We start from the raw sequence: 21,909 nt of genomic DNA, 5'->3' as shown, positions 1-21,909 counted from the left end.
GTCAGGAACAGGAGAATTTCAACATGAATAGCGGTCATATCGTTAAGTCATTTGACGAAGAGCTTGAAGAGGTTCGCAACACCATCGTTGAGATGGGCGGACTTGCCGAAACCCAACTAGAAGCCGCTGTCCGCTCCCTAACAGAGCGGAATACGGAGCTCGCCCTCAAGACGATTGAGGGGGATAAGGCCGTTGATGAACTGGAACTTGCAATTGATAACATGTCTATCCGGTTGCTGGCGCTGAGAAACCCGGTTGCAGATGACCTGCGGCTGGTGATTTCCGCGCTTAAGATTGCGTCCCTGTTGGAACGGGTTGCCGATTATGCCGCGAATATCTCGAAGCGTGTGATCGCGCTGAATACGGCGCCCACGATTGCACCGATCTCCTCGATTCCGCGCATGGGCGAGATGGTCCGCCGGATGATCGATGACACCCTGAAAGCCTATACCAATGGCGATTCAGACCTGGCGTATGATGTCTGGAAACGGGATCAGGACGTGGACCAGCTTTACAACAGCATGTTCCGGGAACTGCTGACCTTCATGATGGAGGATCCGCGCAGCATCACAAGCTGTACGCATCTGATCTTCATGGCAAAGAATATAGAACGGATCGGCGATCATATGACCAATATCGCCGAGATCATCATCTATCAGGTGACCGGCGAGATGCCGAAGGAACCGCGCCCAAAGGGCGATAAGACAAGCGTCACAATGATAGACAATGAAACCCCTTGAGGTGTTAGTGTAATTCGATGAAGATACTTGTAGTTGAAGACGAGCCGGCCATGGTCGAGCTCTTGCGGTATAATCTTGAGAGCGAGGGGTTCGATGTTGCGTCTGCTCATGATGGCGATGAAGCGATGCTGGCGATTGAGGAAGAGCAGCCCGATATGCTCCTGCTCGACTGGATGCTGCCCAAGGTATCCGGGATAGAGATTTGTCGTCGTCTGCGCCGGGACCAGAAGCATAGCAACCTGCCGGTTATCATGATTACCGCGCGTGGTGAGGAAGCCGATCGGGTGAGGGGGCTTGATGTGGGGGCCGACGACTATGTGTCGAAACCCTTTTCCCCCGCCGAACTGATGGCCCGTATAAGGGCAGTTTTGCGGCGGCGCAATCCGGACGCGGGAAGCGAGACGCTGAGCGTTTCCGATGTGGTTGTCGATCTGGTTGCCTATAAGGTGAAACGCGGGGATCGCGAAATACGCCTGGGGCCGACGGAATTCAAGCTGCTCCGTTATTTCATGGAGAGGGCAGGGCGGGTCCTGACACGGGAGCAGCTTCTGGACGGTGTCTGGGGGCAGAATGTCTATGTTGAAGACCGAACAGTTGATGTGCATATCCGGCGCTTGCGCAAGGCCCTTAATGAAAAGGGAGAGCCCGACCTGGTCCGGACCGTGCGTGCCGTGGGCTATTGTTTCGAGAAGGCATAAAAATAGCCGCCCGTGTAATGACGGGCGGCTTTTCAATTCAAACGGTTAAATTACTTGTTTGATGCAGTCTTGATCTGCTCTTTCAGCTTGTTGATCAGGCCTTCGATCCCGACGCCGGGCTGACTGATCACGGATGAGAACTCAGAACGGTGGGTTTGCGCCATGCTGATCCCCTCGATAATAACATCGACGATTTTTTCGCCGTCGTTGGTTCTGCGAACACGCCAGTCAAGCTTTATGGGCGGGCCATTCGGCCGAACAATCACGGAATGAACCAGCGATTCCTTATCATTGAGTGAGGTCGCATCCTTGATATCAAGATTCTCACCGGTATAAGAGCCGATTTTCTCAGCGTAGCTGGCGACCATATAGTCCCGGAAAACCACCAGGAATTCGTTTTGCTCGGCTTCAGTGGCGCTGCGCCAATACTGACCGAGGACAAAGCGGCCAATGCGCTGCATGTCAAAGCTTGAATCCAGGAATTTTTCAAACTGATCCTGTTTCTGGCTGTCGCTCAAGGACTCATTTGAAAGTGTTGCAATAGCCTCATCGCCGATTTTCTTGACCATCGACAGGGCAGCCTGTTCCTTTGAGTCTTCGGCAAAGGCCGGCGACTGAAATAATCCGGTCATTGCCGAAACAGCGACCAGCATTCCAAGGAAAACTCTTCTTCTCGTAAACATTTACAATACCCCCGACGGGAATTACTTCCTAAACGGATTATAAAACTAGGAAAGAAAAAATTAAATGCTGCTAATTTCTCTTGACCGGATTGTCATCATCGTCAAAGGACATATCCGGCAATTGTGTCGAATTGCTGGCACCATTGAGAATCATGTTATTGCGGTTTTGCCGGTACAGGCTTCTGATCGCCGCATAGAAATCGATTGAGTTTTTCTCGATTTCATCAAGAGCTTCTATTGCACGAGATCTTTGGTCAATCCCGTTTACCGCCCAGCGAACAGCGCCGAAGTGCTCAATATCATTTTCTTTTGCCGCGTAATTGATCGGGTCCAGATAGTAATCGGCAACGCCACCAACGGCGGCACGGGTTGTTCTCGGTCCGAGGAGGGGAACGACGAGATAAGGTCCTTCCTGAACGCCCCAGACGGCTAATGTCTGGCCCATGTCTTCGGACGGTGTATTCAGCTTGGCGACATCAAACAGGCCGCCAACCCCCAGGAACGTATTGGTGAAAAAGGCGCCCATATTGTCGCCGGCGCCGTTCAGGTCGCCCTGCAGGACATTATTAATCAGGTAAATCGGCTGCGACAGGTTGGTCAGGAAATTGGACACGCTGTCGCGCACAGCCTCTGGCAAAACACCCCGGTACATTTCCGACACCGGTTTGACGAACAGCGCATCGAGTGCATAGTTCACATCAAAGAAGTAACGGTTCATCGGTTCCAGCGGATCATACACCTCGTCATACATTACCGCGACGGCTTTTCCGTCCTTCTGCTGCGGTGTCGCGCAACCAGTGACAGCGACAAGAAGCGCAAGAGCCGTTAATCCGGCTTTAAAGGAGGATGATTTTGAACGCAAACCCATTTTTATCTTTTCCAACTCAGTACCTATGTTCCGGAAACGAGGCCTAATGTATCCAGCAAGAGTTACTAAAGTCTTTAATCTTTTTATCAAATCCTGTTTAGGCGCATATTACGATATAACAAGTGGCTTAGACAGTGGTAAAACCTGCAGTTTTTGGTATCACATGGTTAAAACCTTGGCGAGTCACGGTTTTTTTACGTTAACAGAATCCTTCGATGGTGTGGCGAAAAAGTCGCTCATCGGGCAAATTTTTCCCTGTACAAAGATATAAGGATATGTTTATATCATTTAAATTAATGATTTTGTTGGGATTGATGTGGAAAACTTGCTTCAGGGATTGCGTGCTGCCGGGGAAGAGACCCGGCTCAGGTTGCTGGTTCTCTGCGGCCATTCAGAGTTAACCGTCAGTGAACTGACGCAGATTCTCGGGCAGAGCCAGCCCCGCGTCTCCCGCCATTTAAAACTACTGTGCGACGCCGGCCTCCTTGATCGTTATCAGGAAGGGAGCTGGGTTTATTATCGCCTGTCTGCAAAGAATAGTGCGTCCTTGCTGGCGCGCACCCTTGTTGACCTGGTGCCGGAGGCTGACCCCATCGTTTCCCGTGATCTCGACCGGCTGGAATCGGTCAAGAAGGCACGGACCGTAGCGGCAGAGGAATATTTCCGGGAAAATGCCGCCCACTGGAATGAGATTCGTTCCCTTCATGTGCCAGAGGAGGCCGTGGAAGAGGCCCTGCTGACACTGACGAATGGTCACAAGATAGTTGATTTTCTCGATATTGGCACCGGGACCGGCCGGATGCTGGAGTTGTTCGGGCCCAAGGTTACCCATGCGATTGGCGTCGACACGAGCCGGGAAATGCTCTCCTTCGCCCGCACCGCGATTGAGGATGCGGGTTTGCGTAATTGCCAGGTTCGCCTTGCGGATATGTATAACCTGCCATTCACCAACCAATCACAAGATGCCATTATCATTCATCAGGTGCTGCATTATATTGAGGATCCGGCTGTTGCGATCGGGGAGGCCGCACGTCTCTTGCGCAGCGGCGGCCTTCTGGCAATCGTAGATTTCGCGCCCCACAACCTAGAGAGCCTGCGCACGGAACATGCCCATCGCCATATGGGATTCGATGAGGAAAGTATCCTGAAATACTGTGCCGCGGCGGAGTTAGAGCCCAAAGATTTCAAGGTGCTGAAGGGTGACCCGCTTACCGTAAATATCTGGACGGCCGTTTCGGTAACCGCTGCCCAATCCAAAGGAACCATTGCATTATGATTATGTCAGGAATACCACACAATAGAGAGGTTTCCGGCAAATTGCTGGGCGCAAAAGCGAACAACCGCGTAGAGGTATCTTTCGAGTTTTTCCCGCCAACATCCGATGCGCTTGCGGAGAAACATTGGCAGGCATTGACCCGGCTTGCGCCGCTGAACCCGAAGTTCGTCTCAGTAACATATGGGGCTGGCGGCTCAACGCGGGAGCGGACCCACTCACTTGTCAGCCGTATCCGCCAGGAGACAGCGTTGGAACCGGCGGCACATCTGACCTGTGTTGGTGCGACCCGCGATGAGCTTGAGGAAGTTGCCGAGCAATATTGGTCGAGCGGTATACGACATCTGGTCGCCTTGCGCGGAGATCCGCCAGAAGGTTATGCCAGCTTTACGCCGCATCCAGGCGGATTTGCAGGCTCGGTCGAGTTGATCGAGTTCCTGAGGAAAAAGCATGATTTCGAGGTTTCCGTCGGCTGCTATCCGGAAATACATCCCGACGCCAAGTCCAGCCTTGCTGATATCGATTATCTCAAGCGCAAGATGGACGCGGGCGCGACCCGGGCAATCACGCAGTTCTTTTTTGATCCGGAAGTATATCTGCGATTTGTGGACAGGGCGCGGGCCCACGGTATCACGATACCAATTGTACCGGGCATCCTGCCGGTGACGAACTACTCGAAAATCCGTCAATTCAGCAGTCAGTGTGGCACCCAGGTGCCGGCGTGGCTGACCCATCTGTTCGAGGATCTGGATGAGGACCCGGCGACGCGCAACCTGGTTGCTGCCATGGTCGCGTCCGAGCAGTGCCTGCAACTCCAGAGGGCCGGTGTTACGGATTTCCATTTCTATACGCTGAACCGGGCGGATCTTGTCTATTCTGTCTGTCATACACTTGGGCTTCGGCCTGAACAAAGCACTGTAACTGCTTAAATTAATTTATTGAATAAAGGTCATTCCATGCAGAAGTCACCGGCATTTGCTGAACTAGAGGCTATTCTTGACAAGAGGATTATGGTTCTCGATGGCGCCATGGGCACGATGATCCAGGGATATCGCCTGACGGAGGAGGATTATCGCGGGGAGGCCTATGCGAATGTCAGTAATGACCTTAAAGGCAATAATGACCTTCTGACCCTGACCAAGCCGGAGGTGATCGAGAAGATTCATGATGATTTCCTGGCCGCGGGGTCGGATATTCTCGAGACCAATACCTTCAACTCCACCTCGATTGCGCAGGCGGATTACAAGCTTGAAAAGGCGGTCTATGAGCTGAACAGGCAGGGGGCGGCACTCGCCCGCAAGGTGGCTGACCGCTGGACGGAGAAAACACCCGACAAGCCGCGTTTTGTGGCTGGCGTTCTGGGGCCGACCAACCGGACGGCATCGATCTCGCCGGACGTGAATGATCCGGGCTATCGCAATGTTTCCTTTGATGAATTGGTCGAGGCCTATGATGAGGCGCTGCGCGGGCTGATCGATGGCGGGGCGCAGATCATCCTGATCGAGACCGTGTTTGACAGTCTCAACTGCAAGGCCGCCATTTATGCGGTGCTCAGCTATTTCGAGGAAACCGGCGTTCGCCACCCCGTTATGGTTTCCGGCACCATCACCGATGCGTCGGGACGGACTCTCTCGGGACAGACGGCGGAAGCTTTCTGGGCCTCCATGTCGCATGTGCGGCCAATCAGTATAGGATTCAATTGTGCTTTGGGAGCCAAGGACTTGCGGCCCCATGTTCAATCAGTTTCTCAGGTTGCGACCGCGCGGGTCAGCGTCCATCCGAACGCCGGGCTTCCCAATGAGCTGGGCGACTATGATGATACCCCGGCCTATATGGCCGAACAGCTGGGCGAGTTTGCGAAAAGCGGCCTTGTGAATATCGTTGGCGGGTGCTGCGGGACGCGTCCCGAACATATTGCGGCGATAACCGAGGCGGTTGACGGTGTTGCGCCGCGCAAGATCCCCGAACTGGAGCCCGTCTGCCGCTTGAGCGGGCTGGAACCGCTTTATCTGGACGATGTGGCCGGCTTTATCAATGTCGGGGAACGGACGAATGTCGCGGGTTCCGCCAAGTTCAAGAAGCTGGTGATGGAGGGGGACTACGACACTGCCCTCGATATTGCACGGGAACAGGTGATTAACGGGGCACAGATTGTCGATGTGAACATGGATGACGCCATGCTGGATGCCAAATCCGCCATGACGACCTTCCTCAACCTCATCGCTTCGGAGCCGGATATCAGCCGGGTGCCGATCATGATCGACAGCTCCAAATGGGAGGTGTTGCAGGCCGGGCTGAAAACCGTGCAGGGCAAGGGCGTTGTCAACTCCATCTCCCTGAAGGAGGGCGAGGAGGAGTTTATCGCCCATGCCCGGGAAATCCGCCGGTATGGCGCGGCGGCCGTGGTCATGGCCTTTGATGAGGACGGGCAGGCGGACAGCAAGGAACGGATGATCGAGATCTGCACACGGTCCTATAAGATTTTGACGGAAGTCGTTGATTTTCCTCCCGAAGATATCATTTTCGACCCGAACATCTTTCCCATTGCGACCGGTATTGATGAGCATCGCAATTTCTCCCGCGACTATATTGAGGCCACGCGAGAGCTGAAGGCCACGCTGCCCTATATCCAGATCAGCGGCGGCGTCAGCAACATGTCTTTCTCGCTCCGGGGCAACAACCCCATGCGCGAGGCGATGCATTCCGTCTTCCTCTATTATGCGATCCAGGCGGGGATGGATATGGGCATCGTGAACGCGGGCCAACTTGCCGTCTATTCAGATATCCCCGAAGACCTGCGCGATCGCATCGAGGATGTGGTTTTCAACAAGCGCGACGACGCGACGGAACGCCTGCTTGAGGTTGCGGAACAGGCCATTGGCCAGAAGCGGAGCAATGTCGTTGATCTTTCCTGGCGCGAAGGAACGGTCGGTGAACGGCTCACCCATGCGCTGGTAAAGGGAATCTCCGATTATATCATCGAGGATACGGAAGAGGCCCGCCTTCAGTTCCCGCGGCCCATCCAGGTGATCGAGGGGCCGTTGATGGACGGCATGAATGTGGTCGGTGACCTGTTCGGGTCGGGCAAGATGTTCCTGCCGCAGGTGGTGAAAAGCGCGCGCGTCATGAAGCAGGCGGTGGCCCATTTGTTGCCCTTTATCGAGGCAGAGAAGGACAAGAGCGGGGAATCCCAGACCAAGGGCAAGGTCCTGATGGCGACGGTCAAGGGCGATGTGCATGACATTGGCAAGAACATCGTTGGCGTCGTCCTGCAATGTAACAATTTTGAGGTGATCGACCTCGGCGTGATGGTGCCATACCCGAAAATTCTAGAGACGGCGATTGCGGAAAAGGTCGATATCATTGGTCTTTCCGGGCTGATCACGCCGTCGCTTGAGGAAATGGCGACAGTTGCGGCGGAAATGCAGCGTCAGGGATTTGAACTGCCGCTGCTAATCGGCGGGGCGACCACCTCGAAGGTGCATACGGCCCTCAAGATTGCGCCGCAATATGACGGGACGACAATCTATGTGACGGACGCGTCCCGCGCCGTCGGCATCGCCACCAAGCTGACCAGCAACGAGAATAACCAGGAGCTGCGCGACAGCATCAAGATCGAGTATGAACAGGTGCGGGAGAATTACCTGAAAAAATCCCGCCCCGATCAGCAATTTACGCTGGAGGAAGCACGCGCCAACGCCGTGCCAATCGACTGGTCGGAGTATCAGCCACCAGTGCCACCTTTTCCGGGCCTGAATGAGTTCCAGAACATCAACCTGGCGCGCTTGCGGGAGTATATCGACTGGTCGCCCTTCTTCCGGACGTGGGAGCTTGCGGGGCATTTCCCGAAAATCCTGAAAGATGAGGTTGTCGGGGAAACCGCAACCGAGCTTTATAACGATGCGACGGCCATGCTGGACAAGATCATTGAGGAGAAATGGCTGACCGCGAAGGCGGTTGTCGGGCTGTTCCCGGCGGCACGGGATGGGGATGACGTGATCGTCTATACGGATGACAGTCGGACTGAGGAAAAACATCGCTTCCACTTCCTGCGGCAACAGATGATGCGGAAAAACGGGCGCGCCAACCACAGCCTCGCGGATTATATTGCGCCGGTGGAAAGCGGCCTGAAGGACTATATTGGCGCCTTTGCCGTGACAGCGGGTCTCGGTATTGAAGCAAAACTTGAGGAATTCAAGAGAACCCATGATGATTACAGCAGTATTATGCTGAAGGCACTTGCGGATCGGCTGGCCGAGGCCATGGCAGAATATATCCATCAGCAGACGCGCAAGGAGCTCTGGGCCTATGCCCGTGACGAGCAACTCGGCAACGAAGAACTGATCCGCGAAAGCTATCAGGGCATACGCCCGGCACCCGGCTATCCGGCCTGCCCGGAACATTCGGAAAAGCGCGGGCTGTTCGATCTGCTGGAGGCAGAAAAGCGGGTCGGTATTGAGCTTACCGAGAGTTTCGCCATGATGCCGGCATCGTCGGTGTCGGGGCTGTATTTCTCCCACCCGGAGGCCCGTTATTTCGGGATCGGCAATGTCGGCCGCGATCAGGTGGAGGATTATGCGAAGCGCAAGGATATTTCCCCTGATGCGGCGGAGCGGCTGCTTGCGTCCAATCTCGCCTATGAGCGGGTTCGCCGGGCGAGCTAAGCGCCCTAAGCAGATGACGCAAAATTGATTTTCCGGTGATCGGTGCCGCGGCGATAATGCGGTCGGTCACAGACGGAGGGATATTATGCGTGGGTTTATCGCCGCAATCACACTGCTGCTTGCTCTTACAGGGGCAGGCACGGCCGTTGCCTTTGAGGAAGTGAACAAGAGTTTTCTCGGCGGACTTGCCGTCGATGGCCATGACAGCACGGCCTATTTCACGAAATCGGGCCCCGCGGAAGGGGAGGATGAGTACAGCGTCGACTACAAGGGCGCGACCTGGCGCTTTGTCGACGCGAAAAGCCGTGACCTGTTCGCCGCCGATCCGGAAAGCTATGCCCCGCAGTATGGCGGCTATTGCTCCAACCAGATGAGCCTTGGCAATTTATCGGACGTTGATCCCGGCGTCTGGCTGATCTATGACGGCAAGCTCTATCTCTTCGGGCATGATGCAGGCCGCATCCGCTGGCAAAACACGGGGATTGCCGAGCGGATCAGGGACGCAGATCAAAACTGGCAGAAATATCTCGCCAGTAAATAGTTACTTCCCGTAACCACCCCCGCTTGGCGTCTGGATAACGAAAATATCGTTCGCCGCCATCTCGGTCTTGTCGCGGCCTTCAAGATACTCGATATCGCCGTTTGTGCGGATCACCCACTGGTTACCGACCTCGCCATCTTCGCCGCCTTTCAAGCCAAAGGGCGGGACAACGCGGTGACTGGAGAGAAGCGCCGCCGACATCGGCTCATGAAAGCGGATTTTGCGAAGCGTCCCGTCGCCGCCCTTGAACACACCTTTTCCGCCGGAGCCCCGCCGGATCTCGAAACTCTCCAGCGTAACGGGGAAACGCCATTCCAGAACCTCGGGATCGGTCAGGCGGGAGTTGGTCATATGGGTATGAACGGCACTAGTACCGTCGAACTCAGGGCCCGCGCCTGAGCCGCCGCAGATCGTCTCGTAATACTGGTAGGTCGCGTTGCCGAAGGTGAAGTTGTTCATGGTGCCCTGCGCCGCCGCCATCACACCCAGAGCGCCGAACAGGCAGTCGGTGATGCATTGCGAGGTTTCGACATTGCCCGCGACCACGGCCGCCGGATATTCCGGTGAGAGCATGGATTTTTCCGGCACGATAATTTCCAATGGTTTCAGGCAACCGGCGTTGAGCGGAATGTCACTCTCGACGAGGCAGCGGAACACATAGAGCACCGCCGCCGTGGTCACGGCCCTGGGCGCGTTGTAGTTGGTCGGGTGCTGACCACTGGTACCGGTGAAATCAATTCGGGCTGTGCGGGCCTCCTTATTGATCGAGATTTTAACCTTGATCTCATAGCCATCATCCATCGGGTAGGTGAAGGACCCGTCCTTCAGGACATCCAGCACGCGGCGCACGGATTCCTCGGCATTGTTCTGCACATGTCCCATATAGGCATGGACAACCTCAAGAGAGAAATGATCGACCATCTTGCGCAGTTCCTGAATGCCTTTTTCGCAAGCCGCGATCTGCGCCTTCAAATCGGCCATGTTCTGGTCCGTGTTGCGGGAGGGGTATTTGCCCGATTTCAGGATGTCGACGATTTCCGTCTCACACAGCCGGCCACCATCGACCAGCATGACGTTATCGAGGATGACGCCTTCTTCCTCAACCGTGCGGCTGTCTGGCGGCATGGAGCCCGGCGTAATTCCGCCGATATCCGCATGATGACCCCGGCTCGCGACGTAAAAGAGGACATCAGTCCCCTCAAGATCAAACACCGGCGTGATCACGGTAACATCGGGCAGATGCGTTCCGCCGTTATAGGGGGCGTTCAGGACATAGACATCGCCCGCCTTCATCGTTGCTTTATGCTTGGCAATGACCGCCTTGATACTCTCGGACATGGAGCCCAGATGCACCGGCATATGCGGGGCGTTGGCGATCAGGTCACCGTTAAGGTCAAACACCGCACAAGAGAAATCGAGCCGTTCCTTGATATTCACGGAATAGGCGGTTTTCTCCAGCACCGTGCCCATCTGCTCGGCCACATTCATGAAGAGATTATTGAAAATCTCCAGCATCACCGGATCAACCGCGGTTCCGATTGCCATTTCTCGCTTGAGTTCCTCGGTTCGCGTCAGGACAAGATGGCCATAATCCGTCAACTCTGCCTGCCATCCCGGCTCAATCACATTTGTGCCGGTTTTCTCGACGATAACAGCCGGGCCGTCGATCTTCGCGCCGGAGGGCAAGATGTCGCGATCGTAAAACGGGCAACTCTGCCAGCCATCCCCAATATAGATTTCCTGCCGGGCGAGGGGGGTAATACCCGTCTCTCCGCTAGGGCAAAGCGGATCGTCGATCTTGTCACCGACACCCACCACTTCAACGGCGGCGGCCTCAACGATCATTGCCTTTTCAGGTGTGGTGAAGCCAAATCGCTGCCGATGTGCCGCTTCAAACGCAGCGACAATGGTATCAAGCGGACCGTGATCGACGATCATCGTAGAATCGGAGCCCTGATACTTGATATGGAGTTTGCGTTCAATGACGATCCGTGCCTCTTCAACACCTTGCGCCCGCATTTCCGTATGGCCTTCCGTCGCGAGGGTGTCCAGCGTTGCTGCGATACTGGAAAGCGCGGCTTCCTCCAGCGTCACTTCCATTGCCTTTTCCTTTAAAACGCGAAGATCCGCGAGGCCCATGCCAAAAGCGGACAGAACGCCAGCGTAGGGGTGCAGCATGATCTTCTTCATGCCGAGGCTGTCGGCGACAAGGCAAGCATGCTGCCCGCCTGCGCCACCGAAGGAGGTGAGTACATACTCGGACACATCATAGCCGCGCTGGACGGAGATTTTCTTGATGGCGTTGGCCATATTCTCGACAGCGATGAAAAGGAACCCACGCGCCACTTCTTCCGGGCTGCGGTTGTCGCCGGCGGCAGTGTTGATATCCGCTGCAAGTGCGGCGAATTTTTCGCGGACCGTCTCCACATCGAGGGCTTCATCGGCATTGGGACCGAAAACCTTGGGGAAGAAGTCCGGCGCGAGCTTGCCGAGCATCACGTTACAGTCTGTAACGGTTAGCGGGCCACCCTTGCGGTAACAGGCTGGCCCCGGATTGGCCCCGGCGCTATCCGGTCCCACTTTGTATCGCGCCCCGTCGAAATGCAGGATCGAGCCTCCGCCCGCCGCCACCGTATTGATCAGCATCATTGGCGCCCGCATTCGCACGCCCGCAACCTCGGTCTCGAAGGTGCGCTCATACTCCCCGCCATAATGGGAGACGTCGGTGGAGGTGCCGCCCATATCAAAGCCGATGACCTTGTCAAACCCGGCCATGGCGCTGGTCTGGACCATACCGACCACCCCGCCCGCCGGGCCGGAGAGAATGGCATCCTTGCCTTGAAAGAAATGCGCATCTGTCAGCCCGCCGTTGGACTGCATGAACATCAGGCGCGTATCGCCAAGTTCTGACGCGACCCGATCAACGTAACGGCGCAGGATAGGGGAAAGATAGGCGTCAACAACCGTGGTGTCACCTCTGCTGACCAGTTTCATCAGGGGGCTGGTTTCATGGCTGGTGGAGATTTGAGTGTAGCCGATCTCCTTGGCGATTTTCGCGACCTGTTGTTCATGTTCAGGAAAGCGATAGCCATGCATGAAGACAATGGCGCAGGCCCGAAGTCCAGCATCATAGGCCTCTTGCAGGTTCTTTCGTGCGGTCTCGGTATCGAGAGTGCGGATCACCTTTCCGGTCGCGCCGATCCTCTCCGTCACTTCGATTACGCGCTCATACAGCATTTCCGGCAGTTCAATATGCAACGCAAACAGCCTGGGGCGTGTCTGGTACCCGATACGGAGGCTATCGCGAAACCCCTCTGTGGTGATTAGCACCAGCGGTTCGCCTTTCCGTTCCAGAAGGGCATTGGTGGCCACCGTCGTGCCCATCTTCACGGCCTCTATCTGCGCCGCCGGGATATCATCATCTTTGTCGAGGCCGAGCAGGTCGCGAATGCCCTGAAGTGCCGCGTCCTCATATTGTTCGGGGTTTTCACTGAGGAGCTTATGGGTGACGATACTGCCATCCGGCTTACGCGCAACAAGATCGGTGAAGGTGCCTCCGCGATCAACCCAGAACTGCCATTCCTTCGTCGCCGATTCATCCATTATCTCTGTCATGTTTTCTCTCAACTGAAGCCGTAAAGGTCCTGATTCGCGCCACCGGATACTCCAAATTCTTATCATCTGGCATGGACGCAGGTAAAGCCGTATTGCCGAAAGTTTTCGCCCCTTTCACGAAATCGCGGCGCCAGACGTTTTTGAGCCATCAGAATATCAGGAGAGCGGCTCAAGATGACGGTAGATGAAAATAGTGAAAATTATGTACCCCTGTCTCGATCACCAGTCTGGGACTTGATGCGAAGCTACTATGAAATACTTGGCGTTGAGGCCTGGGCGCCGGGCAGGGTTCCCAACTATGTGACAACAAACCCGTTCATTGGGCGTGCCTATGCCAATGTTCTTCGCGGCTTTCTCGATGATTTTGGTCAGGGTGGCAGGGCCCAGGAGAGGCAGGAGCCTCATTATATTCTGGAACTGGGAGCAGGGCCGGGTTGCTTTTCCTATGGCTTCCTGCGCCATTTCTTCTCACCGGAGGAACAGTCAGTCGCGCGGAAGCGAAATGTCGTCTATGTGATGACCGATGTTTGCGAGATGAATATCGCGTTCTGGCGGCAGCATCCGCAGTTGAAACCGTTTGTCGATCAGGGGGTTCTGGATTTCGCCTATTTTGATGTTCTGAAGGATGACCCGATCCGCCTGTTGGTCTCAAAACGGAAGATTAAGCCAGGATCCCTGTCGAACCCGCTTTCAGTGATTGCGAATTATGTCATCGATAGCTTGCCGCATGATTTCTACGCTGTCCGGGATAACAGGCTCTTCGAGCGGCAGGTCTGTCACCGCATCGAAACAGACAGCGATGAAATCGCAGAAATTATCCAATCCACCCGGTTTGACTATCGCGAACAGCCAACAGAGACGAATATATACGAAAACAAGGACTGGAATAGCATCCTTGAAAAATACCGGCGAATGAAGGGGGAGTGGAACTTCTCCCTTCCTGTCGGCGGCTTCCAGATGATTGATCGACTGGAAAAGCTGACAACAGGTCCGATGTTTCTATTGTCTGGGGATTTCGGGGTGACTGACCTTCTCGCTCTTTCTGAGTTGCCGCCGCGAAAGGTTCCAACAAACGGCACTTTCAACCTGCCTGTCAATTATCACGCGACTTCGCAGTATGTTGAGCGCAAGAAAGGGCAGTTTATAACTTCAGGGCATGCAAAATCTTCGCTGGAAATGGCAGGGATTCTGATGAATAAGGGGCGGAGGAAGGCGAAGCATCTCCAACATCAGTTCAATAGTCATATTCGCACCGCAGGGCCGGACGAATTCTTCATGCTGAAAAAAATTGCCGAAGAGAATTTTGGCAATCACAGCCTGCCGCAAATTCTCGCGCTTCTTCGCTTGAGCTACGGCGATTTCAAGGTTTTTCGTGGCTGCGCAGAGGCCCTTGCAAAGGCACTGCCCATGGCAGGCGCGCATCAGAAACAGTCGGTAGTTGAGGCGTTGAAGTTAGTGGATGAAGCCTATTTCAGGTGCGACTCTATCCCAGAGCCGACGATCCTGATCCTCCGCCTGATGTCGGAGGCAGGCACGGCAGACGACGCGCTGGAAATCATTGAGCGCAACCGGCAGTTTCTTGAGTCGACCCCGGAAGGGCTGCTGCTGGTCGCTGAGGTTTTGTGCCGGGCTGGTCGGGTCAGTGAAGCGCTCGATCCGTTGAAATATCTTTTGCGGCGGGAGCCGGGCAACCGTGAAGCGCAGCTTCTGTTCGAACGGATCGCCGAGGAAGCAGAAAAGAATCTCCGGGTATAAGATATAAGAATATTTAACCTAAACACGAAATCAGGTAAGAAAATTTAAACCCAATGACGTTACTGATATGCTATTGCTACAATAATCAAACTAATGACATTGAGACGGGACCCTATGGCGCATAAAGGTATTATTCTCGCGGGCGGAACAGGCAGCCGGCTGCATCCATTGACACTTGGCGTCAGCAAGCAGCTGATGCCAATCTATGACAAGCCGATGATATACTACCCATTGGCGACCCTGATGCTGGCAGATATTCGGGATATCCTGATTATAACCACGCCGGAGGAACAGGATGTGTTCATACGCGTGTTGGGCGATGGTGCCAGATGGGGCTTGAATATTTCTTATGCGGCGCAGCCGTCGCCGGACGGACTGGCGCAGGCGTTCATCATCGGGGCGGATCATATCGGGGATGATCATTCCGCGCTGATTCTCGGCGATAACATCTTTTACGCCAACCGGTTCAGCCAGCTCTTGCAAAGCGCCAAGGCGCGGGAAACCGGCGCGACCATTTTCGGCTATCATGTTTCCGACCCGACAGCCTATGGCGTCGCTGAATTTGATGAGACAGGTAAAGTCATCGGGGTCGAGGAAAAGCCGAAAAAGCCGAAATCGAATTTTGCGATCACCGGGCTCTATTTCTATGACAATCAGGTGATTGATTTTGCAAAACACCTGAAACCGAGCGCCCGCGGAGAGCTGGAAATTACTGACCTTAACCGGCTTTATCTCGATCAGGACGAACTCAGCATGGAGGTTCTGGGCCGCGGCAGTGCCTGGCTCGATACCGGGACGCACGATAACCTATTGGAAGCGTCTCATTTCGTGCAGACAATCGAGAAGCGGCAGGGACTTAAAATCGCCTGCCCAGAGGAAATCGCTTATCAGAAAAAGTTCATCACCGCAGACGAGCTTGCAACCCTCGCCGAACCGCTCAAGAAGAGTGGCTATGGCGAGTATCTGCTTAATCTTTTGAAATAGGTCTTAAATCAATTTCCGTCGCTCAAGTATTTCGATGATCTGATCGGCGGCGTCTTCCGGACTGATCCGGCCGCCGTCAATGACGATCTCCGCATTTTCCGGGCGTTCATAATCAGATGAGATTCCGGTGAAATTCTTGATTTCCCCGGCGCGTGCCTTCTTGTAGAGGCCCTTGATATCCCGCGCCTCACATATCTCCAGCGGGGTATCGACGAAGACTTCGAGAAACTCTCCGTCCTCCAGCAGGCCGCGCGCCATCTGCCGCTCGCTTCGGAAGGGGGAGATAAAGGAGACAAGGGTGATCAGCCCTGCATCGACCATCAGCTTCGACGTCTCACCGACACGGCGGATATTCTCCACCCGGTCCGCATCGGTGAAGCCGAGATCCTTGTTCAGCCCATGACGCACGTTATCGCCATCGAGCAGATAGGTATGTTTGTTCATCGCATGGAGCTTTTTCTCGACCAAATTGGCAATAGTCGATTTGCCGGAACCGGAAAGCCCGGTAAACCAGAGGACCGAAGCCTTTTGCCCCTTCTGTTCAGCGCGAGCATCTTTATGGATATCCACCGACTGCCAATGGATATTTTCCGCCCGGCGCAGCGCAAAATCGATCATTCCTGCCGCCACTGTCGCATTGGTGAAGCGGTCGATCAGGATGAAGGAACCGGTCGCCGGTATCTCCGAATAGGGATCGAAGGAAATCGCCTTGTCGAGCGCTAGGTTACACACGGCGATATCGTTGAGCTCCAGCTTCTTGGACGCCATATGCTCCATGGTGTTGACATTGACGGTGTATTTCAGGTCGCTGATTCTTGCAGCAGTTGTTCCCGTTCCGAGCTTGAGGAGGTAAGTCCGGCTCGGCAGCATGGGCTCGCTGCTCATCCAGACGATCTTTGCCTCGAACTGGTCAGCAGTTGACGGCCGATCTTTCGTCGCGCAAAGGATATCGCCGCGGCTGATGTCAATCTCGTCCTCAAGGGTGAGGGTGACGGCCTGGCCGGCAATGGCCTCGTCGAGATCACCATCGAATGTCACGATGCGGGCAACCCGGCTGCTCCGGCCTGACGCGGGCTCGACGATTTCATCCCCGACACTGACCGTGCCGCTGGCGATGGTGCCGGAGAAGCCCCTGAAATCGAGGTTTGGTCGATTGACCCATTGCACGGGCATGCGGAACGGGCGGGAGAGATCCTCCGCGCCAATCTCGACATTTTCCAGATAATCGAGCACGCTGGAGCCGTTATGCCAAGGCATGGCCTTGCTCGCACCGATCATGTTGTCGCCTTTCAGCGCAGAGACGGGGATCGGGATGATTTCCTCAAAGTCGAGTTGTTCCGCAAATGTGTGATAGTCGCTGCGGATTTTCTCAAATACGGCCTCGTCATAGTCGACAAGATCCATCTTGTTGACGGCCAGCACGACTTTCTTGATACCCAGCAGGTTAACCAGATAGCTGTGCCGCATGGTCTGGATCAGGACTCCTTTTCGCGCGTCGATCAGGATAACGGCCAGATCTGCGGAGGAGGCGCCAGTCACCATGTTGCGGGTATATTGCTCATGCCCCGGGGTGTCGGCGACAATGAACTTGCGCTTGTCGGTCGCGAAGAAGCGATAGGCGACATCGATGGTGATGCCCTGTTCGCGCTCGGCCTGCAGGCCATCGAGTAGGAGGGCATAGTCAATCTCGCCATTCTGCGTACCGACGCGCTTGCTCTCGGCGGTCAAGGTGGCGAGCTGATCCTCGAACAACAGCTTTGAATCCCAGAGCAGGCGGCCGATAAAGGTGCTCTTGCCGTCATCCACGCTGCCACAGGTGATAAAGCGGAGGAGGTTCTTCTGTTCCTGTGTCTTGAGATAGACGTCGATTTCCGCCGTGACCGTATCGGTTCTCTGGTCCATCAGAAATACCCCTCTTGCTTCTTCTTCTCCATCGATCCGGCCTGATCCTTGTCAATCAGGCGGCCTTGTCGCTCCGATGTGCGGGCGACGAGCATTTCCTGGATAATCTCCGGCAGGGTCGAGGCGGTCGATTCAATCGCGCCGGTCAGCGGATAGCAGCCGAGGGTGCGGAACCGGACAGATTTCATCATCGGCGTTTCGCCGTCATTGAGCGGCATCCGGTCGTCATCGACCATGATCAGCATGCCTTCGCGCTCCACGACCGGGCGCTCCGCCGCATAATAGAGCGGCACGATGGGGATATTCTCCATATAGATATATTGCCAGATATCGAGCTCGGTCCAGTTAGAGAGCGGAAAGGCGCGGATGCTCTCCCCCTTGCGGACCCGTCCGTTATAGAGGTTCCAAAGCTCGGGGCGCTGGTTTTTCGGGTCCCAGCGATGCGCCTCGTTGCGGAAGGAGAAAACCCGCTCTTTCGCGCGACTTGCTTCCTCATCCCGGCGCGCGCCGCCAAAGGCTGCATCGAACTTGTATTGATTGAGCGCCTGTTTCAGAGCCTCCGTCTTCATCACGTCGGTATGCAGGGCCGAGCCATGGGTGAAGGGCCCAACGCCCTGCTTAACGCCATCAGGGTTGATATGCACCAGCAGCTCAAGGCCGTAGTCCTTCACGATGGTATCGCGGAAATGGATCATTTCCCGGAACTTCCAGGTGGTATCCACATGCAGAAGCGGGAAGGGGACAGGAGAGGGATAAAAGGCTTTCCGCGCAAGATGCAGCAGCACGGCTGAATCCTTGCCGATGGAATAAAGCATCACCGGTTTTTCAAATTCCGCGACGACCTCCCGGAAGATATGAATGCTTTCCGCCTCCAACTGGCGTAAATGGGTCAACCGCGATGTGCTCATAAGTCTGTCTCTTGTTCCAGTATCCGGGCGCTCCTGCACCGTTATGCACAAGGGCTTATATAATATCGGTTGTTCTCACAAGAAGAAACAATCCTATTTAACGACAAATAAATGTGAAATAATGCATTTTGCATAAAAATATCGTTTAAATGCCAAGATAGGGAACCACCCCGTCCATTACAATAGGGTTCCGCCCACGCTCATGGTCTTCGGCTGAATACTAATGGGGGAAATTTCACAATGAAAATCAATTGAATGCGGCACCTTTGCGGACTATTGTCTGAGGCGCAATCGACGGATGAAAGTAACGTATGGCCTTTGACAAGGATTTTAATTACACCGAGGACTTCAGAGCTTGCCCGGAATGCGACCTTATTCATTCGGTCCCACGGATCAAGGAGGGGGAACAAGGTCGGTGTATCCGCTGTGGCGCCTTACTTTTTGTTCGTCATAAAAACAGTCTCGATCGATCCCTGGCCTTCGCCCTGACCGGCCTGATGTTCTTTATTCTGGCTAATGTGTTCCCGCTGCTTACCTTTGAGATGGAAGGTCAGGCGGAGTCGAACCGGCTGATCGATGGCGCGATTGCTTTCTGGAAGGCGGGGTATTGGGAGCTCGGGATTGTCGTTTTTATCTCCAGCGTGGTCGCGCCCTCTGCTGTCCTGCTTGTCCTGATTACCCTGCTGCTGCCGATGCGATTGAACCGTTCACCCTATAGCCCGCAGATGCAGATTCGGCTTCTGGCACATCTTAAACCCTGGGCCATGTCAGAGATATTTATTCTCGGTATCATCGTTGCCTTCGTCAAATTGCAGGATTTTGCTGATGTCAGCGTCGGCCTGTCGCTATTTGCCTTTGTCCTGATGGTGGCGGCGACAGTGATGGCCTATATGACACTGGATGAGGAGGCCCTCTGGTCCCGGCTGAAGGAGATCCGCGCATGACCGCGCCCGTCACCGCAAAATCGATCGGTGCTGTCTCCTGCCATGTTTGCGGACTGCTGGTGTCGAACCGTTTTATCGCGGAACATTCGCCCGAATGCCCGCGTTGCGAAGCGGCTCTCCATAGTCGCAAGAGTAACAGCCTGAGCCGAACCTGGGCGCTCCTGATCGCAGCGGGAATCCTCTATGTTCCGGCCAATGTCTATCCGGTACTGACATTGATCTCCTTTGGCAAGTCAACGACCAACACGATCATGGGGGGCGTGCTTGAATTGGCGCAGTCGGGACAGATGGTAATTGCGGTGATTGTTTTTATTGCCAGTGTCTTTGTGCCCATTTTCAAAATCCTTGCTTTACTTTTTCTGGTAGTATCGGTGCAATTGGGCATGAAAGTACGGCGGCGGAAGCGGGCGTTACTGTATCGCTTTACGGAGTTTATTGGCCGCTGGTCGATGATTGATATTTTTATGATTTCAATCCTGATCGCGCTGGTAAAGTTACAGGCGCTGGCGACAGTGACGGCAGGGCCGGGCGCGATTGCCTTCGCCGCCGTCGTGATTATTACGATGTTCGCGGCGATGACCTTTGATCCGCGTTTGATTTGGGATGACGAGAGGGACGATAATGACGGATGATAGCGGTCAGAAACTACCAGATGCGAAGGTGCGCCGTGGCTACGTGAGCATGATGAGCATCTGGATCGTTCCGGCAATCGCGCTTGCCGTGGCCGCCTATCTGATATTTCAGGCGCTCGCGGAACGGGGTTCTGAAATATCCATCAAATTTGACAACGCAGAAGGCATGGTGCCCGGCAAGACACAACTTAAATACAAGGATGTAAGCATAGGGACGCTGAGCCGGATTGACATTCTCGACGATGACGAGGGGGTGTCGATGGTGATCGATGTAAACCGCGAGGCGGAAAAGTACCTGACAGAAAATGCACAATTCTGGATCGTTGCGCCGGCCATCGGGTTTCAGGGAATTACCGGTCTTCAAACCCTTCTTTCCGGCTCTTTTATCGAGATTGATCCGGGTAAGGGCGGTGACCGGCAAACTGAGTTCAATGGCCTGAATACACCGCCTGTGATTACGTCTGATGCCAAGGGAACAGAATATGTCCTTTCGACGGAGAAGCTGAGTAATATCAACCGCGGAACGCCGGTCATTTACAAGGGCCTCCAGGTTGGCAGCGTGCTTGGTTATCGCCTGGCGGAGGATAAGCAAGCCATTGAAGTCTATGCCTTTGTAAAGGCACCCTATGACGAACTGGTGCTGGAGGGGACGAATTTCTGGAACGCTGGCGGTATCAATGTTTCCGTTTCCACCTCTGGCGTTGAAGTGGGAGCGGATTCTGTGCAGGCCCTGATCGCCGGCGCGATTGAATTCGGGACTGACGAGCTTTACCAGGGTACCTTCAAGGCGGAAAGCCGCCACCCGTTCAAGCTCTATGATAATAAACAGGCCAAAAACGATGCTCGCTTTACTGAAAAGGTCGTTTATGTCCTTTATTTCGATGGATCTGTCAGCGGCCTCGCAGTTGGCGCCAGTGTTGAGTTCAAGGGGATCAAGGTTGGCAATGTCCGCGAAATCAGTCTGGAAATCGACGAGGCAAAGCAGAAGTACTACATCCCGGTACTGATCGAAATCGAACCTCAAAGAATCAAGCTGACGGATGATGGCAAGAAAATCCTTTCGGCTCTGGAGAGGCGCGAGTTGCGCCAGAAAATCATCAAGGACCTGATCGCGCGCGGCCTGAAGGCGAAGCTGAAAAATGCAAATTTCCTGACAGGGCAGCTTATCGTCGATCTCGACCTAGTACCAGACCGCGAAGCAGTCTATGTCGCCTCCAACAGGCGCTATCCTGAAATTCCGACAGTCCCGGCGGATCTGGATGAAATTACCAGCTCGGTGACACAGCTGATGTCAAAACTCGGCAAGCTGCCGATTGAGCGCCTCGGCAATAGCCTGACCAATACGGTGGAGGGGTTGGACAAGCTGGTAAATTCGGGTGAATTGCAGCAAACCATCGAAGAATATCGCAAGCTGGCGGTCTCTGTCCGGGTGGTGGCGGAAAATATCGATACCAAGACCCTTCCGAATATCGGCAAGACAATCGACGGTGTAAGGGAGGCTATTACAAAAATCGATGCGACGCTGGCCTCGGCCGAGACCATGTTCACCTCTGTCAATGACCTGATTGCCGATGGCTCGCCCTTCAAATATGATCTGATGAATATGTTGCAGGAACTGGCAGCGGCCAGCCGGGCCGTACGCAGCCTTGCAGATTTCCTGGAACGTAACCCGAGTTCCCTGATCAGTGGAAAGAGATAAGTA

16 protein-coding genes are annotated in these 21,909 nt (G+C 54.7%); 11 read left to right on the top strand and 5 right to left on the bottom strand.

All coding sequences use genetic code 11. The features are described 5' to 3' along the window. Positions 1–23: 23 nt before the first annotated feature. Together phoU and phoB are read left to right on the top strand one after the other, a co-directional pair. Positions 24–740 (top strand): phosphate signaling complex protein PhoU, encoded by a 717-nt coding sequence (gene phoU, locus GQE98_RS14760; RefSeq protein WP_161316483.1) that lies wholly within the window; start codon positions 24–26, stop codon positions 738–740. Positions 741–757: 17 nt separating this feature from the next. Next, complete coding sequence (phoB, locus tag GQE98_RS14755; protein WP_161316482.1) at positions 758–1,438, top strand: phosphate regulon transcriptional regulator PhoB; 681 nt, start codon at positions 758–760, stop codon at positions 1,436–1,438. A 50-nt stretch (positions 1,439–1,488) separates the two neighbouring features. Here the strand turns inward: phoB and GQE98_RS14750 are convergent, their stop codons facing one another. Together GQE98_RS14750 and GQE98_RS14745 are read right to left on the bottom strand one after the other, a co-directional pair. Continuing rightward, the gene (locus tag GQE98_RS14750) at positions 1,489–2,121 is read right to left on the bottom strand and encodes an MlaC/ttg2D family ABC transporter substrate-binding protein (protein WP_161316481.1); all 633 of its coding nucleotides are present in this window, start codon (positions 2,119–2,121) and stop codon (positions 1,489–1,491) included. Positions 2,122–2,191: 70 nt separating this feature from the next. Next, positions 2,192–2,989 carry an MlaA family lipoprotein gene (locus GQE98_RS14745; RefSeq protein WP_161316480.1) on the bottom strand — a complete coding sequence of 266 codons (798 nt, stop codon included), beginning with the start codon at positions 2,987–2,989 and terminating at the stop codon, positions 2,192–2,194. A 316-nt stretch (positions 2,990–3,305) separates the two neighbouring features. On the opposite strand from GQE98_RS14745, the gene GQE98_RS14740 reads away from it, so the two are divergent. The 4 genes from GQE98_RS14740 (at position 3,306) to GQE98_RS14725 (ending at position 9,467) form a co-directional block, all read left to right on the top strand. Continuing rightward, complete coding sequence (locus GQE98_RS14740; protein ID WP_161316479.1) at positions 3,306–4,265, top strand: metalloregulator ArsR/SmtB family transcription factor; 960 nt, start codon at positions 3,306–3,308, stop codon at positions 4,263–4,265. Then, positions 4,262–5,191 (top strand): methylenetetrahydrofolate reductase [NAD(P)H], encoded by a 930-nt coding sequence (gene metF, locus GQE98_RS14735; protein ID WP_161316478.1) that lies wholly within the window; start codon positions 4,262–4,264, stop codon positions 5,189–5,191. Before GQE98_RS14740 ends, metF begins: the two co-directional genes overlap by 4 nt. A 27-nt stretch (positions 5,192–5,218) precedes the next feature. Next, entirely contained in the window at positions 5,219–8,926 is a 3,708-nt protein-coding gene (gene metH, locus GQE98_RS14730; RefSeq protein ID WP_161316477.1) for a methionine synthase, read from the top strand. Positions 8,927–9,011: 85 nt separating this feature from the next. Beyond that, positions 9,012–9,467, top strand: coding sequence for a YHS domain-containing (seleno)protein (locus GQE98_RS14725; RefSeq protein WP_161316476.1), 456 nt, complete (start codon positions 9,012–9,014; stop codon positions 9,465–9,467). Here GQE98_RS14725 and GQE98_RS14720 read toward each other — a convergent pair whose 3' ends face one another. Then, complete coding sequence (locus GQE98_RS14720) at positions 9,468–13,082, bottom strand: hydantoinase B/oxoprolinase family protein (protein ID WP_202526327.1); 3,615 nt, start codon at positions 13,080–13,082, stop codon at positions 9,468–9,470. A gap of 174 nt (positions 13,083–13,256) precedes the next feature. Here GQE98_RS14720 and GQE98_RS14715 point away from each other — a divergent pair, with 174 nt between their 5' ends. Beyond that, the gene (locus GQE98_RS14715) at positions 13,257–14,837 is read left to right on the top strand and encodes a tetratricopeptide repeat protein (protein ID WP_161316475.1); all 1,581 of its coding nucleotides are present in this window, start codon (positions 13,257–13,259) and stop codon (positions 14,835–14,837) included. A gap of 114 nt (positions 14,838–14,951) precedes the next feature. Next, entirely contained in the window at positions 14,952–15,821 is an 870-nt protein-coding gene (rfbA, locus tag GQE98_RS14710) for a glucose-1-phosphate thymidylyltransferase RfbA (RefSeq protein ID WP_161316474.1), read from the top strand. 3 nt (positions 15,822–15,824) lie between these two features. Here rfbA and cysN read toward each other — a convergent pair whose 3' ends face one another. Next, positions 15,825–17,723, bottom strand: coding sequence for a sulfate adenylyltransferase subunit CysN (gene cysN / locus GQE98_RS14705; protein ID WP_161316473.1), 1,899 nt, complete (start codon positions 17,721–17,723; stop codon positions 15,825–15,827). Further along, on the bottom strand, positions 17,723–18,631 hold the full coding sequence (gene cysD, locus GQE98_RS14700; protein ID WP_161316472.1) for a sulfate adenylyltransferase subunit CysD: 909 nt from the start codon (positions 18,629–18,631) through the stop codon (positions 17,723–17,725). Before cysD ends, cysN begins: the two co-directional genes overlap by 1 nt. A 311-nt stretch (positions 18,632–18,942) precedes the next feature. Here cysD and GQE98_RS14695 point away from each other — a divergent pair, with 311 nt between their 5' ends. Genes GQE98_RS14695 through GQE98_RS14685 form a run of 3 tightly spaced genes read left to right on the top strand, consistent with a single transcriptional unit; the run spans position 18,943 to position 21,906 of the window. Further along, a complete protein-coding gene (locus tag GQE98_RS14695) occupies positions 18,943–19,575 on the top strand; it encodes a paraquat-inducible protein A (protein ID WP_161316471.1) in 633 nt (210 codons plus the stop codon). Further along, on the top strand, positions 19,572–20,207 hold the full coding sequence (locus GQE98_RS14690; protein ID WP_161316470.1) for a paraquat-inducible protein A: 636 nt from the start codon (positions 19,572–19,574) through the stop codon (positions 20,205–20,207). The genes GQE98_RS14695 and GQE98_RS14690 overlap by 4 nt, the downstream gene beginning before the upstream one ends. Beyond that, entirely contained in the window at positions 20,197–21,906 is a 1,710-nt protein-coding gene (locus GQE98_RS14685) for a PqiB family protein (RefSeq protein ID WP_161316469.1), read from the top strand. The genes GQE98_RS14690 and GQE98_RS14685 overlap by 11 nt, the downstream gene beginning before the upstream one ends. The last annotated feature ends 3 nt before the right edge of the window (positions 21,907–21,909 follow it).

It is taken from the genome of Sneathiella litorea, from assembly GCF_009882915.1.
Classification (GTDB): domain Bacteria; phylum Pseudomonadota; class Alphaproteobacteria; order Sneathiellales; family Sneathiellaceae; genus Sneathiella; species Sneathiella litorea.
This window is presented reverse-complemented; position numbering and strand designations above follow the sequence as displayed.

Bases quoted from the DNA above. Each gene is read 5' to 3' on its own strand.
- phoU (WP_161316483.1), top strand. From the start codon at position 24: ATGAATAGCGGTCATATCGTTAAGTCATTTGACGAAGAGCTTGAAGAG.
- phoB (WP_161316482.1), top strand. From the start codon at position 758: ATGAAGATACTTGTAGTTGAAGACGAGCCGGCCATGGTCGAGCTCTTG.
- GQE98_RS14750 (WP_161316481.1), bottom strand. From the start codon at position 2,121: ATGTTTACGAGAAGAAGAGTTTTCCTTGGAATGCTGGTCGCTGTTTCG.
- GQE98_RS14745 (WP_161316480.1), bottom strand. From the start codon at position 2,989: ATGGGTTTGCGTTCAAAATCATCCTCCTTTAAAGCCGGATTAACGGCT.
- metF (WP_161316478.1), top strand. From the start codon at position 4,262: ATGATTATGTCAGGAATACCACACAATAGAGAGGTTTCCGGCAAATTG.
- metH (WP_161316477.1), top strand. From the start codon at position 5,219: ATGCAGAAGTCACCGGCATTTGCTGAACTAGAGGCTATTCTTGACAAG.
- GQE98_RS14725 (WP_161316476.1), top strand. From the start codon at position 9,012: ATGCGTGGGTTTATCGCCGCAATCACACTGCTGCTTGCTCTTACAGGG.
- GQE98_RS14720 (WP_202526327.1), bottom strand. From the start codon at position 13,082: ATGACAGAGATAATGGATGAATCGGCGACGAAGGAATGGCAGTTCTGG.
- GQE98_RS14715 (WP_161316475.1), top strand. From the start codon at position 13,257: ATGACGGTAGATGAAAATAGTGAAAATTATGTACCCCTGTCTCGATCA.
- rfbA (WP_161316474.1), top strand. From the start codon at position 14,952: ATGGCGCATAAAGGTATTATTCTCGCGGGCGGAACAGGCAGCCGGCTG.
- cysN (WP_161316473.1), bottom strand. From the start codon at position 17,723: ATGGACCAGAGAACCGATACGGTCACGGCGGAAATCGACGTCTATCTC.
- cysD (WP_161316472.1), bottom strand. From the start codon at position 18,631: ATGAGCACATCGCGGTTGACCCATTTACGCCAGTTGGAGGCGGAAAGC.
- GQE98_RS14695 (WP_161316471.1), top strand. From the start codon at position 18,943: ATGGCCTTTGACAAGGATTTTAATTACACCGAGGACTTCAGAGCTTGC.
- GQE98_RS14690 (WP_161316470.1), top strand. From the start codon at position 19,572: ATGACCGCGCCCGTCACCGCAAAATCGATCGGTGCTGTCTCCTGCCAT.
- GQE98_RS14685 (WP_161316469.1), top strand. From the start codon at position 20,197: ATGACGGATGATAGCGGTCAGAAACTACCAGATGCGAAGGTGCGCCGT.